This is a genomic window from Ramlibacter pinisoli, assembly GCF_009758015.1.
GTDB classification, from domain to species: Bacteria; Pseudomonadota; Gammaproteobacteria; order Burkholderiales; family Burkholderiaceae_C; genus Ramlibacter; species Ramlibacter pinisoli.
On the sequence record NZ_WSEL01000011.1, the window covers coordinates 161,533 to 173,914 of the forward strand.

The following is a 12,382-nucleotide window of genomic DNA, read 5'->3' on the forward strand; positions in this document are numbered from 1 at the left end:
GCTGTAGTGGAATTCTTCAAGATCCGGCGCGACATCCCGTTCATGCGGAACGCGCTGGCATTCAACCTGATCTCGTTCCTGACGTTCGCCGCGGCCGTCTTCTTCCTGTTCCACCGGGGCCTGCACCTCTCGGTGGAGTTCACCGGCGGCACCGTGATGGAGGTCGCCTACAGCCAGCCGGCCGACGTCGAGCGCATCCGCCAGACCGTCTCCGGCCTGGGCTTCGCCGACGTGCAGGTGCAGAACTTCGGCACCGCCCGCGACGTCATGATCCGGCTGCCGGCGCAAAAAGGCGTCAGTTCCGCGCAACAGAGCGAGCGTGTGATGGGCGCGCTCAAGGCCGCCGATCCGGCCGTCGCCCTGCGCCGGACCGAGTTCGTCGGCCCGCAGGTCGGCGAGGAACTGGCCACCGACGGCCTCAAGGCGCTGGCCATGGTGGTGGCCGGCATCATGATCTACCTGGCCTTCCGCTTCGAGTGGAAGTTCGCGGTGGCGGCCATCGTCGCCAACCTGCACGACGTGGTCATCATCCTGGGCTTCTTCGCCTTCTTCCAGTGGGAGTTCTCGCTGGCGGTGCTGGCGGCGGTGCTGGCGGTGCTGGGCTACTCGGTCAACGAGTCGGTGGTCATCTTCGACCGGATCCGCGAGAACTTCCGCCGCTACCGCAAGATGAACACGGTGGAGATCATCGACAACGCGATCACCTCCACCATCAGCCGCACCATCATCACCCACGGCTCGACCCAGATCATGGTGCTGTCGATGCTGCTGTTCGGCGGCGCCACGTTGCACTACTTCGCGCTCGCGCTCACCATCGGCATCTGCTTCGGCATCTATTCGTCGGTGTTCGTCGCTGCCGCCATCGCCATGTGGCTGGGCGTCAAGCGGGAGGACCTGGTCAAGGGGGGCGGCGGCGGCTCCCGCAAGGAAGACCCGAACGACCCCAACGCCGGCGCCATGGTCTGACCGTCCGACACCGTGTTCCGCTCGCCTCCTCCCCCGCCGCCCCCCTCGTTGCCGCTGGCACGACAGGCGCGTGAGCACTTCGTGGCGGGACTGCTGGAGACCCTGAGGCCGCTGGCGGACGCCGTGCGCAACCGGCTCAGCGAACTGGTGGACAGCGCCACCAACAGCCGGGAAGGCCACGAGCGGCGCGATGCGCTGCTCGAGTTCGACCGCCAGCGCGTCGCCTGGCAGGAAGGCACCGTGCGCGCCTGGCGCAAGGCGCTGGTGCCGGCCACGGCCACCACCCGGGTGCGGCTCGAGATGCTGAACCTCGAGCTGATCGGCGACGACGTGGTGGAGGCCAAGATCCTGTCCTCGCGCCTGGCGCAGGCCATCGGCGACAAGGCCAGCTGGGAGCTGAACGACCTGAAGGTGCGCATGCAGCACCTGGAAGACGGCGATCTCGCCAGCGATGACATCCTGCGGCCGGAGGCCATCGCGCAGCTCATGCTCGAGCAATGGACCGGCAGCGGGCTGACGCGGCCGCACTGGCAGGCGGCGCAGGACGTCATCGAAAAGCACATGGCCGGCGGCCTGGTGCCGGTCTACAAGTCCCTCAACGCCTTCCTGGTCGAGCGCGGCGTGATGCCGGACATCGAGCTGTCCAAGCGGGTGCGGCGCGCCGGTCCGCTGCGGCGTGCCCCGGGGGGCGGTCCGGCCGCGGAGCCGGGCGCCGATCCGGCGGCCCAGGGCGACCCCGGGACGGGCGGCTGGTCCGCAGGCGGCGGCTCGACCTCGGGCGGGTACGGCGGCGACTATGCGGGCGGCCCCTCGGGCGGTTACTCCATCCCCGGCGGCGCCAGCATGCCGGGCGGCCCCACCGTGCCCGGCGGCGCCACCGTGCCCGGGGGGGCCGGTGCGATGGGCGGCGGCCTGCAGGGCGGTGGCGGCCCCGGCGCGCCTTTCCAGGGCGGTGGCTTCGCCGGTGCAGGTGCCCACGGCACGGGTAGCCACGGCGCCGGTGCCCACGGTGCAGGTGGCCACGGCGGCGGGTTCGGTGGCGGCACCCCCGGTGCCGGCGTCCAAGGTGGTGGGTCCGCCGGTGCCGGTTCCGGCGGCACCGGCTTCCAGGGCGGCGCATCCGCAGGGGGCGGCGCGGCCGGCGGCGGTCCGGGCGAGCCGGCCGGCGGCCAGGGCACCCGCAGCATGGGCGGCGTGGCCGACGAGACCCGCCTGATGACGTCCAGCACGCCGCTGGCGCGCGCCCGCATGCGGGCCTCGGGCGTCATCGGCCAGCTGCGGCGCCTGCTCACCGACAAGGCCGGCTACAACCCCGAGCAGGGCGCGGGGGGCGCGTCGCCGGCACTGACCGAGGCGATCCAGCGGCACGCGACCCAGGTCCAGACGCAGGTGAACACCCAGCTGCAGGAGCAGGCCAACACCCTGCAGGAGGTGGTGGTCTTCGACGACGCCGCCGTGGAGCAGGTCGCCGTCGACCTGCGCCAGCGCACCACCGAGCTCAAGAAGAAGGCCGCGACCCAGACCGAGAAGGCCACCATCGAGATCGTCGCGCTGATGTTCCAGAGCATCCTGTCCGAGGAGCGCATCCCGGCCGCCGTGCGGGTGTGGTTCGCCCGGCTGCAGATGCCGGTGCTGCGGGTGGCGCTGGCCGAACCCGAGTTCTTCGGCACCCTGCAGCACCCGGCCCGCCAGCTGATCGACCGCATGGGCTCCTGCGTGCTCGGCTTCAACGCCGCCAGCATCGGCGGCAGCGCACTCGAGAGCGAGATCAAGCGGGTGGTGCAGGTCATCGAGCAGTATCCCGAGACCGGCCGGCGCGTGTTCCAGCTGGTGTACGACGAGTTCCAGAAGTTCCTTGCCAAGTTCCTCACCGAGAAGGGCGACACCCAGCGCCTGGTGAGCGTGGCGCAGCAGGTCGAGCAGAAGGAAACGATGGCGATCCAGTACACCATCGAGCTGCGCAAGATGCTCAACGACATCCCGGTGCGCGACGAGATCCGGGAGTTCCTGTTCAAGGTCTGGGCCGAGGTGCTGGCCGTGGCCGCGGTGCGCAACGGCCCGCAGCATGCCGACACCATTGCCATGAAGAAGTCGGCCGCCGACCTGGTGTGGTCGGCCAGCGCCAAGCCCAACCGGGCCGAGCGCGCCAAGGTCATCCAGGACCTGCCCAACCTCCTCACGCGGCTGCGCGCCGGCATGTCGCTGCTCGGGCTGCAGGCGGCGGAGCAGGAAAAGCAGATCAAGGTGATCGGCGACACCCTGGCCGACGCCTTCATGTCCAAGACCGAGTCGATCCCGCAGGCCCAGATCGAGGCGCTGACCAAGCGGCTGGCCAACCTGGAGGACTTCGTCTCCGACGATCCCGGCGCCGAAGCCGACCTGCCGCTGGATGCCGAGAGCATCGAGATGATGCTGGGCATCGACGCCTCGATGATCGAGGTGGTGGCCGACGGCGGCTCCAAGCCCAGCGACGCGATGCTGTCCTGGGCGCTGGAGCTGCAGCAGGGCAACTGGTTCACCCTCGACCACAACGGCACGGTGCACCAGGTGCAGTACGTCTGGCGCAGCGACCGGCGCCAGCTGCACCTGTTCGCCTCGGCCGAGGGCCGCAGCTTCCTGGTGCAGCTGCGGCGCCTGGCGTCCTACCTGCAGGCCGGCCTGGTGTTGCCGGCGGAAGAAGAGGCGCTCACCGTGCGTGCCACCCGCGACGCGCTGGCCAAGCTGGACGCCAACCCCGAGCGGCTGCTGGCGTAGGCCGCCGCGCGCCCGAATAGAAAAGGGCCGCGCAAGCGGCCCTTCGTCATGGAGTCCCGGCGCCGCTCAGTGCGGCAGGCGCCCGGTGGTGTCGTCGCACAGCTCGTCGAGCACCAGGGCGTCGGGCTCGCGGCCGGTGCTCCAGTACGCCATCAGGATGATGATCTTCAGGTCGTCGACGGCGACCGGATCGCCCGGCACGGCCATCGCCCGGTCGACCACGATCTCGCGCAGCGCCGGTGGCAGCACGCCGGCGGTCTCCAGGAAACTGATGAACCCCAGGCACTGCGCCCCCAGGTGGTCCTGCTCGGCGACCGAGTAGACCCGCATGCCGTGGCTGGACTGGGGGGCGGGCGCCGCGGCGTCATCGAATTCGGCGCTCTGGGCCGCGAAGTTCAGCCCATCGAGCCAGTCCAGCGCCTGGTGGATCTCGTCGGGCTCGAAGCCGTGCGCATTGAGCTTGCGCTCCAGCTGTTGGAGTTCGGGGCATGCATCCCCGCGCCAGTAGTTTTCGTACACGAACACCAGCACTTCGAACATGGACCCAATATAGCCCAGACCCCGCCGCCGTCGGCGCGGATTTGGCCCACTGTTGCCCGCAAGCGTCGCCGCTCAAGCCGACGCCTGGCGCTGGAACAGGCCGCCCGGCAGCCGCGCCACGCGGCCGGCGAGCTCCAGTTCGAGCAGGTGGGCCTGCAGCGTCGAGGCGGCGATGCCGGTGCGGGCGACCAGCGCATCGAGGCCGACCGGGTCGAAGCCCAGCGCCTCCAGCAGCGCCGTTGCGCGCCGGTCGACCGGGGCTTCGTGCACCGCCGGGGCCGGCGCGCGCGGCGCCGCCACGGCTGCCGGCGCCAGTTCCTCGAGCACGTCCTGCGCCGTCTCGACCAGCTTGGCGCCTTGCTTGAGCAAGGCATGGCAGCCGCGCGCCTGCGGCGAGTGGATCGAGCCCGGGATGGCGAACACGTCCTTGCCCTGTTCGACGGCCATCCGCGCGGTGATCAGCGAGCCGGACTGCAAGGCCGCCTCGACCACCAGCGTGCCCTGGCCGAGGGCCGAGATGATGCGGTTGCGGGGCGGGAAGTTGGCCGCCAGCGGACCCATGCCGAGCGGATATTCGGACAGCAGCAGCCCCTGGCGGGCGATGCGGTGCGCCAGTTCCAGGTGGCGGCTCGGGTAGACGCGGTCCAGCCCGGTCCCGACCACGGCGATGGTGGCCAGCTGGCCGGCGCCGGCGCCCTCCAGCGCGCCCTCGTGCGCCGCCCCGTCGATGCCCAGCGCCAGGCCGGAGACCACCGTCAGGCCGGCCTGCGCGAAGGCGCGGCCGAAGTCGCGCGCGTGGGCCAGGCCTTGCGGGGTCGGATTGCGGCTGCCGACCACGGCGATGGCGGCCGGCCACGGCGCGCAGGGCTGGCCGTGGGCATAGAGCAGCAGCGGCGGGTCTTCGGTCTGCAGCAGCGCCGGCGGATAGTCGGGATCGGCCAGCGTCAGCAGCCGGCGGTCGGCGCCCTCCTGCAGCCAGGCCCAGGTGCGCTCGACCTGGTCGGCCCAGCCGGGCGGCTCGGCCAGCAGGGCTTCGGCCAGTGCCGGCGGCAGCACGGCGTCCAGCGCCTGCGGGGTCTGGGTGAACAGCTGGCCAGGCAGGCCGAAGGCGGCCAGCAGGCGCCGGGCCGTGGCGCGGCCGACGCCTGGGGTCTGGGCCAGGCGCAACCAGGCGGCGAGTTCCTCGCGCTCCATGGGAAGCGCGCCAGCGGGCGGTGACGCCTCAGCGCGGGTTGATGACGCGGTCGCCGATCTGCACACCCTCGGTGCTGTCCAGGATCAGCGCGTACGACAGGTGCTCGAAGGGGCGGAAGACCATCATCAGGCCGTTGCGCTCGTTGGGCAGCTTGATCTCGGTGCGCTCGCCCGGCTGCGAGCGGTCGACCAGGCTGGCGCCGCGGCGCAGGATGGCCAGCACGTGGCCGGACTCGATGCCCTCGGCCCGGCCCTTGTTGATCACCACCACCGAGTTCTGGCCGGCCAGTGCCACCGCGTCGCCGTACATGGACACCACGGCGCCGTCGACGACCGCCTCGGGCGCGCGCGGCACGTAGCTCACCAGCTGGCGACCCGGTTCGGGCAGCAGCCGGTCGCCCACCCGCATCTCGCTGCGGGCCGACACGATGTCGAGGGTGGCCGGCACCGGCGTGTTGCGGGCGCCGCCGTCGCTGGTCGGCACCGCCTCCACCGTCTCTCCGCGCAGCAGCGCCGCCTTGCCCAGGTACTGGGCCTCGTAGCCCAGCACCGCACGGGTGACCGGGTCGCGCAGCGGCACGGCGTTGCGGAAGATGCGGAATTCCTCCGCCGGGCCGGACGCGCGCGCCGTCATCTGCACGCCGTTGCTGCCGCGGGCATAGACCCGGTCGCCGCGGGTCAGCAGGACCCGGTTCTCGGGCCCGGCGACGATGCGCGGCGAGGCCTCCAGCACACCGCCATCGACGATGACCGGCTCGGCCAGGAACGGCTCGATCAGGTGCGGCTGCAGCGTCGGCAGGGCGGCGTCGGCCAGGGCCTGGATGCGCACCCGCGGCGACACCCGCACCGCCTCGGTGGGCACGGCCTCGGTGCCGGCCTGCAGGCGCAGGCGGGCGCGGCCGTCCTTCTTCTCCAGCACCAGCTGCTGGCCGGGGTAGATGCGGTGCGGATTGCGCACCTCCTGCATGTTCATGCCCCACAGCTCGGGCCAGCGCCACGGGCTGGTGAGGAAGACCTTGGAGATCGCCCACAGCGTGTCGCCGGTCTTGACCGTGTAGCTGTCCGGGGCGTTGGGCGCCAGCTCGCTCAGCGGCACGCCGGCCTGGGCCACCTGCTCGGCGGTGGAGCGCTGGCCGGGGGTGACGGGCAGGTTCTGCGCGAGGGCGGGGACGGCGGCGAGGGCCGCGGCCAACACAACGGTGGCGCGCGCGCGCCCCGGGAAGCCGGCTGCTGCCAGGCGATGCGCCATCATGTTCTTCCTCCTCGTAACTGACTTGACAAATCGCTGTCGATTCTGGGCCCAAGCCCTTGATCGGGCAACGTTTTTGGCCGCTTCGCCGGTCGAGTCTCCGCAAAAGTGGCGAAAATAGCGACAGTTCCCCGCGACGGGACGACCGGCATGCCGGGGAGCCGACGGGCGACCCGCGCCGGGAATTTCCCGCCCCCATCCGCATCTCTTCTCCATGGCCCTCCTGACCATCCTGCGCTACCCCGACCCCAGCCTGCACACCGTCGCCCGCCCGGTCGCGGCCGTGGACGACCGCGTCCGCCAGCTGATCGCCGACATGCTCGAGACCATGTACGAGGCCCAGGGCATCGGGTTGGCGGCCACCCAGGTCGACGTGCACGAGCGGGTGGTCGTGATCGACATCTCGGAGGACCGCAACCAGCCGCTGGTGCTGGTCAACCCGGAGATCACCTGGTCCAGTCCGGAGCGCCAGGTCAATGACGAAGGCTGCCTGTCGGTCCCCGGCATCTACGACGGCGTCGAGCGCGCCTCCCGGGTGCGGGTGCGGGCCCTGGATGAGCAGGGCCGCTCGCGCGAGCTGGAAGCCGATGGGTTGCTGGCGGTGTGCATCCAGCACGAGATGGACCACCTGCTCGGGAAGGTCTTTGTCGAGTACCTGTCGCCCTTGAAACGGAACCGCATCAAGACCAAGATGCTGAAGGCGCGACGGGACACGGAGCGCGTTTGACCCAGGGAGCGTGTATGACTCGGACCCTGAGAATCCTGGCGGCCGCAGCCGGCGCGGCGTCCGTTCTGGCGCTGGCGGGCTGTGCCACCGGCTCCAACCTGCAGCCCGGCGCGAGCCGCGACCAGGTGTTCGCCAGCATGGGGCGCCCCACCGCGGTGGTGCCGCTGCCCAATGGCGGTGAGCGCCTGCAGTACTCGCTGCAGCCGGCCGGCCAGTACGCCTACATGGTGGACATGGATGCCGGCGGACGCATGGTGTCCGTTCGACAGGTCCTCAATCCGATCGACTTCGCCCGCCTCAACGCCAACCTCGGCCAGTGGACGCGGGCCGACGTCGAGCGCGAGTTCGGCCGCCCGGCCAAGGTCGACCATGTCGCCAGCTGGAACGGCGACATCATGACCTACCGCTGGAACGAGGGCCCCGACATGGACCGCTTCTACTGGGTCTACCTCGACCCGCAGAACGTGGTGCGGCGGGCCCATCCGGGCATCGAGACGCTGCGCGGCAGCCCGCTGCGGCCTTGATGCGGGTCGCCTTCGCCGGGACCCCGGACTTCGCCCGTTCCGCCCTCGAGGCCCTGCACGCGGCCGGCCACACGATCCCGCTGGTGCTCACCCAGCCTGACCGCCCGGCCGGGCGCGGCCTGAAGCTGCAGGCCTCGCCCGTCAAGCAGGCCGCCTTGGCGCACGGCATCCCGGTCGCGCAGCCGCGCAGCCTGCGGCTGGATGGCAAGTTCCCCGACGACGCGGCGCAGGCGCGCGACCTGCTGCGCGCCGCCGACCTCGACGTGCTGGTGGTGGCTGCGTACGGGCTCATCCTGCCGCAGTGGGTGCTGGACACGCCGCGGCGTGGCTGCCTGAACATCCATGCCTCGCTGCTGCCCCGCTGGCGCGGTGCCGCGCCCATCCACCGCGCCCTCGAGGCCGGCGACGCCCACACCGGCGTCACCATCATGCAGATGGACGCCGGCCTGGACACCGGCGACATGCTGCTGGTGGAGCCGCTGCCGATCACGCCGCGCGACACCACCGGCACGCTGCACGACACGCTGGCCGCGCTCGGCGCCCGGCTGGTCGTCGAGGCGCTGGCGCTGGCCGCCCGCGGCGCGCTGGCGCGCACCCCGCAGCCGGCCGCGGGCGTGAGCTACGCCCACAAGATCGACAAGGCCGAGGCGCAGCTCGACTGGTCGCAGCCGGCCACCGCCATCGAGCGCCGCCTGCGCGCCTTCGACCCGTTTCCCGGTGCCACCAGCACGCTGGCCGGCGAGGCCCTCAAGCTGTGGCGCGGCGAGGTCATCGCGCCCGCCGCGGCGGCGCCGGGCACCGTGCTGGCCGTCTCGCCCCAGGGCCTGGACGTCGCCACCGGCGACGGCGCGCTGCGCCTGACCGAACTGCAGCGCCCGGGCGGCCGGCGGCTGCCGGCCGCGCAGGTGCTGCAGGGCCTGGCCGTCAGCCCCGGCCAGCGCTTCGAGGGCGGCGGGCGCTGATGTTCTTCCTGCGCTCGGTGCGCCGGCTGCCGCAGTTCCCCGAGGGGCTGCGCGCCAGCGCGCCGGTGGCCACCGGCATCGCGGCCTGGGGGCTGATGACCGGCGTCGCCATGGTCAAGTCGGGCATGAGCGTGGTCGAAGCGATCGCCATGACGCTGCTGGTCTACGCCGGCAGTTCGCAGCTGGCGGCGATCCCGCTGCTGGTGGCCGGCGCACCGCCCTGGGTGGTGTGGGCCACGGGCTTTTGCGTCAACCTGCGCTTCGTCGTCTTCAGCCTGCACCTGCGCCAGTACCTGATGCACCTGCCGCGCTGGCGCCGGCTGGTCAACGGCTTCCTCACCGCCGACCTGACCTATGCGCTGTTCACCAGCCGCTACCCGGAGCCGGCCACCGACGCCGCCGGCCGCAGCGCCCAGGAGGCCTACCTGGCCGGCAACTACTGCCTGACCTGGCTGGCCTGGACCGGCGCCAGCCTGGCGGGCATCGCGCTGGGCAATGCCGTCCCGAGTTCCTGGGGCCTGGGCTTCGCCGGCGTGCTGTGCCTGGTGGGCATCCTGTGCTCCATGGCCAACTCGCCGCTGCGGGTGCTGGCGGCGGCGGTCGCCGGCGCGGTGGCCGTGGCGGCCTACGCGTTGCCCCTCAAGCTCAACATCGTGGTGGCGATCGGCGCCGCCGTGCTCGCTGCCACCTGGCTGGAGGGCCGGCGTGGGGCACCGCCGCGCCAGCATCCGGCATGACCGCCGGTGCCACCGACCTCGCAACCCTGGCCGTCATCGCCGGCCTGGCCGCCGTCACCGTGCTCACGCGCTGCTTCTTCTTCATCCTCGACCGCGCCTGGACCCTGCCGCGCTGGGCCGAGCGGGCGCTGCAGTACGCCCCGGTGGCGGCGCTGGCCGGCGTCGTGCTGCCCGAGGTGGTGCTGACGCAGGGCGCGCTGGTCGTGCCGTGGCTGGACGCGCGCTGCTACGCCGCCCTGGCCGGGGCGTTGCTGTACTACCTGCGCGGCAGCGTGCTGCTGACCATGCTGGCCGGCATGGCGGTCTACCTCCCGTTGCACCTGGGCCTGGGCTGGTAGCACCTTCGGGCTGCGGGTGGCCTGGCAGGGGTGGGGCGCTGCCTACAATTCCGGGCTTCGTCTGCCGTCTCCACTTTCGTCCCATGAACGTCCTTCGTTTTTCCGACCTCTGTGCCCAGGGCAAGGTCCGTGGCCAGCGCGTGTTCATCCGCGCCGACCTGAACGTCCCGCAGGACGATGCCGGCCGCATCACCGAGGACACGCGCATCCGCGCCTCGGTCCCCTGCATCCGCCTGGCGCTGGACGCCGGCGCGGCGGTGATGGTCACCTCGCACCTGGGCCGCCCGACCGAGGGCGAGTTCAAGCCGGCCGACTCGCTGGCGCCGGTGGCCGAGCGGCTCGGCCAGCTGCTGGGGCGCGAGGTCCCGCTGCGGGCCGACTGGGTCGACGGCGTCGACGTCCAGCCGGGCCAGGTGGTGCTGCTGGAGAACTGCCGCCTGAACAAGGGCGAGAAGAAGAACAACCCCGAGCTGGCGCAGAAGCTGGCGGCGCTGTGCGACATCTTCGTGCACGACGCCTTCGGCACCGCGCATCGGGCCGAGGCCTCCACCTACGGCATCGCGCAGTACGCCAAGGTCGCCTGCGCCGGGCCGCTGCTGGCGGCCGAGATCGACGCCATCGGCAAGGCGCTCGCCAATCCCCGGCGCCCGCTGGCCGCCATCGTGGCCGGCTCCAAGGTGTCGACCAAGCTCACCATCCTGCAGTCGCTGGCGAAGAACGTCGACCAGCTGATCGTCGGCGGCGGCATCGCCAACACCTTTCTGCTGGCCGCCGGCCTGAAGATCGGCAAGTCGCTGGCCGAGGCCGACCTGGTGGGCGAGGCCCGAGCCGTCATCGAGGCCATGAAGGCGCGCGGCGCCGAGGTGCCCATCCCCACCGACGTGGTGGTCGCCAAGACCTTCGCGGCCGACGCGCCGGCCACGGTGAAGGCCGCCACCGAGGTGGCCGACGACGACCTGATCCTGGACATCGGCCCGCAGACCGCGCGCCGGCTGGCCGACCAGCTGATGGCGGCCGGCACCATCGTCTGGAACGGCCCGGTGGGCGTGTTCGAGTTCGACGCCTTCGCCGGCGGCACCGAGACCATCGCGCGCGCCATCGCGGCCTCGCCTGCCTTCAGCATCGCCGGCGGCGGCGACACCCTGGCGGCGATCGCCAAGTACGGCATCGAGAAGGACGTCGGCTACATCTCCACCGGCGGCGGCGCCTTCCTCGAAGTGCTGGAAGGCAAGACGCTGCCGGCGTTCGAGATCCTGGCCAGGCGCGCGGCCGGCTAGCTCGGCGCGCGGGCGGCCCTCAGGCGGGCCGCGGCGCGCTGGTGGCGCGGCCGGCGTAGTCGGTCCAGCAGCGGCGCTGGAAGTCGTACAGCTTGCAGCGGCGCGCGGTGTCGAAGTACCAGCGCCACGAGAAGCGCTGGATGACGATGCGCCCGGGCAGCAGTTCCTCCAGCCTGGCCTGGGCCTGCTTCAGCCGGTACAGCGGGATGCCCATGTCCACGTGGTGCGCGGTGTGCTCCATGATGTGGTGCAGCAGGCTGCCGATCGCCAGCGGGAAGGTCAGGTGCACGGTGGTCGACACGAAGGGCGCCGCCTGCGCCCAGGCCGTGCGCTCGTCGTGCCAGGACACCGCCGTGTGGGTGTGGTGCACGTAGACCACGAAGCCGATCATGGCGCACCAGACCAGGAACGGCACGACGAAGCCGGCCACGAGCACGGTGGCCGTCGACTGGCCGGTGGCACGCGCCGCCCAGGCCAGGCCGCCGGCCCACAGCACCGCGTAGGCGCTCACCAGCAGGTTGTCCCACAGGAACACCGGACGGCGCGTCGGCATGTGGCGGCGGGCGGGGAAGAACATGCGTTTCCACCAGATCTCGACCAGGTAGTACAGGCCGGGGGCCCAGCCGCTGCGGTAGATGCGGTCCAGCAGGCGCCGGCCGCCGCCGAGGGCGGCGTACTCCTCGCGCGTGCAGGGCGCCCAGACGAAGTCGAAGCCCTTGAGGTTGGTGTAGCCGTGGTGCACCACGTTGTGCCCCACGTCCCACAGCGAGTACGGCGTGATCGAGGGCAGGAAGGCGATCCGGCCGATCCACTTGTTTAGGCCGCGGTGCGGCGTCAGGCTCTGGTGGCAGGCGTCGTGGCCGAGGATGAACAGGCGGCCGATGACGAAGCCGGCGCCGATGCCGCACAGCAGCTTGGCCCAGGTCGCCGCCAGCAGCACCGTGCCGGCCAGCGCCGCGCCCAGCAGCGCGGCATCGAGCACCAGCAGCAACAGCGCCCGCCCGGTGGCCTTGCTGGCCAGCGGCACCAGCCACTGGCGGATGGTCTTGCGGTGGGGCAGCGGGGTGCCGGGCGGGATCGGACGGGTGGCGGCGGCGGACATGGGCGCGGAAAC

Annotated in this window: 12 protein-coding genes; 8 read left to right on the forward strand and 4 right to left on the reverse strand. The window is 72.0% G+C overall.

Features of this window, described 5'->3' with window-relative positions; genetic code table 11:
• Positions 1-6: 6 nt before the first annotated feature.
• A complete protein-coding gene (gene secF, locus GON04_RS25900; protein ID WP_181653808.1) occupies positions 7-966 on the forward strand; it encodes a protein translocase subunit SecF in 960 nt (319 codons plus the stop codon).
• Positions 967-978: 12 nt separating this feature from the next.
• Positions 979-3,720: a DUF1631 family protein gene (locus tag GON04_RS25905; RefSeq protein ID WP_338051062.1), complete on the forward strand. Its 2,742-nt coding sequence runs from the start codon at positions 979-981 to the stop codon at positions 3,718-3,720.
• A gap of 66 nt (positions 3,721-3,786) precedes the next feature.
• Here GON04_RS25905 and GON04_RS25910 read toward each other — a convergent pair whose 3' ends face one another.
• From GON04_RS25910 to GON04_RS25920, 3 genes are all read right to left on the reverse strand, one after another.
• Positions 3,787-4,260, reverse strand: a complete 474-nt coding sequence (locus tag GON04_RS25910) for a Smg family protein (protein ID WP_157401006.1) — start codon at positions 4,258-4,260, stop codon at positions 3,787-3,789.
• 72 nt (positions 4,261-4,332) lie between these two features.
• Positions 4,333-5,454 carry a DNA-processing protein DprA gene (gene dprA, locus GON04_RS25915; RefSeq protein ID WP_157401007.1) on the reverse strand — a complete coding sequence of 374 codons (1,122 nt, stop codon included), beginning with the start codon at positions 5,452-5,454 and terminating at the stop codon, positions 4,333-4,335.
• Positions 5,455-5,482: 28 nt separating this feature from the next.
• A complete protein-coding gene (locus tag GON04_RS25920; RefSeq protein WP_157401008.1) occupies positions 5,483-6,706 on the reverse strand; it encodes a LysM peptidoglycan-binding domain-containing protein in 1,224 nt (407 codons plus the stop codon).
• A gap of 211 nt (positions 6,707-6,917) precedes the next feature.
• On the opposite strand from GON04_RS25920, the gene def reads away from it, so the two are divergent.
• From def to GON04_RS25950, 6 genes are all read left to right on the forward strand, one after another.
• Positions 6,918-7,430 carry a peptide deformylase gene (gene def / locus GON04_RS25925; protein ID WP_157401009.1) on the forward strand — a complete coding sequence of 171 codons (513 nt, stop codon included), beginning with the start codon at positions 6,918-6,920 and terminating at the stop codon, positions 7,428-7,430.
• A gap of 14 nt (positions 7,431-7,444) precedes the next feature.
• Positions 7,445-7,954 carry a hypothetical protein gene (locus tag GON04_RS25930; protein ID WP_157401010.1) on the forward strand — a complete coding sequence of 170 codons (510 nt, stop codon included), beginning with the start codon at positions 7,445-7,447 and terminating at the stop codon, positions 7,952-7,954.
• Entirely contained in the window at positions 7,954-8,916 is a 963-nt protein-coding gene (gene fmt / locus GON04_RS25935) for a methionyl-tRNA formyltransferase (RefSeq protein ID WP_157401011.1), read from the forward strand. The genes GON04_RS25930 and fmt overlap by 1 nt, the downstream gene beginning before the upstream one ends.
• The gene (locus tag GON04_RS25940; protein WP_157401012.1) at positions 8,916-9,653 is read left to right on the forward strand and encodes an AzlC family ABC transporter permease; all 738 of its coding nucleotides are present in this window, start codon (positions 8,916-8,918) and stop codon (positions 9,651-9,653) included. The genes fmt and GON04_RS25940 overlap by 1 nt, the downstream gene beginning before the upstream one ends.
• Complete coding sequence (locus tag GON04_RS25945; RefSeq protein ID WP_157401013.1) at positions 9,650-9,991, forward strand: AzlD domain-containing protein; 342 nt, start codon at positions 9,650-9,652, stop codon at positions 9,989-9,991. The genes GON04_RS25940 and GON04_RS25945 overlap by 4 nt, the downstream gene beginning before the upstream one ends.
• Positions 9,992-10,074: 83 nt before the next feature.
• Positions 10,075-11,268, forward strand: a complete 1,194-nt coding sequence (locus tag GON04_RS25950; RefSeq protein ID WP_157401014.1) for a phosphoglycerate kinase — start codon at positions 10,075-10,077, stop codon at positions 11,266-11,268.
• Positions 11,269-11,287: 19 nt separating this feature from the next.
• On the opposite strand, the gene GON04_RS25955 is transcribed toward GON04_RS25950, so the two are convergent.
• The gene (locus GON04_RS25955; RefSeq protein WP_157401015.1) at positions 11,288-12,370 is read right to left on the reverse strand and encodes a fatty acid desaturase; all 1,083 of its coding nucleotides are present in this window, start codon (positions 12,368-12,370) and stop codon (positions 11,288-11,290) included.
• Between the last annotated feature and the right edge of the window lie 12 nt (positions 12,371-12,382).

What these genes read in the sequence shown, in the direction of transcription:
- GON04_RS25955 (WP_157401015.1), bottom strand. Translation starts at nt 12,370, where the DNA reads ATGTCCGCCGCCGCCACCCGTCCGATCCCGCCCGGCACCCCGCTGCCC.
- GON04_RS25910 (WP_157401006.1), bottom strand. Translation starts at nt 4,260, where the DNA reads ATGTTCGAAGTGCTGGTGTTCGTGTACGAAAACTACTGGCGCGGGGAT.
- GON04_RS25950 (WP_157401014.1), top strand. Translation starts at nt 10,075, where the DNA reads ATGAACGTCCTTCGTTTTTCCGACCTCTGTGCCCAGGGCAAGGTCCGT.
- fmt (WP_157401011.1), top strand. Translation starts at nt 7,954, where the DNA reads ATGCGGGTCGCCTTCGCCGGGACCCCGGACTTCGCCCGTTCCGCCCTC.
- GON04_RS25945 (WP_157401013.1), top strand. Translation starts at nt 9,650, where the DNA reads ATGACCGCCGGTGCCACCGACCTCGCAACCCTGGCCGTCATCGCCGGC.
- GON04_RS25920 (WP_157401008.1), bottom strand. Translation starts at nt 6,706, where the DNA reads ATGATGGCGCATCGCCTGGCAGCAGCCGGCTTCCCGGGGCGCGCGCGC.
- dprA (WP_157401007.1), bottom strand. Translation starts at nt 5,454, where the DNA reads ATGGAGCGCGAGGAACTCGCCGCCTGGTTGCGCCTGGCCCAGACCCCA.
- GON04_RS25940 (WP_157401012.1), top strand. Translation starts at nt 8,916, where the DNA reads ATGTTCTTCCTGCGCTCGGTGCGCCGGCTGCCGCAGTTCCCCGAGGGG.
- GON04_RS25930 (WP_157401010.1), top strand. Translation starts at nt 7,445, where the DNA reads ATGACTCGGACCCTGAGAATCCTGGCGGCCGCAGCCGGCGCGGCGTCC.
- def (WP_157401009.1), top strand. Translation starts at nt 6,918, where the DNA reads ATGGCCCTCCTGACCATCCTGCGCTACCCCGACCCCAGCCTGCACACC.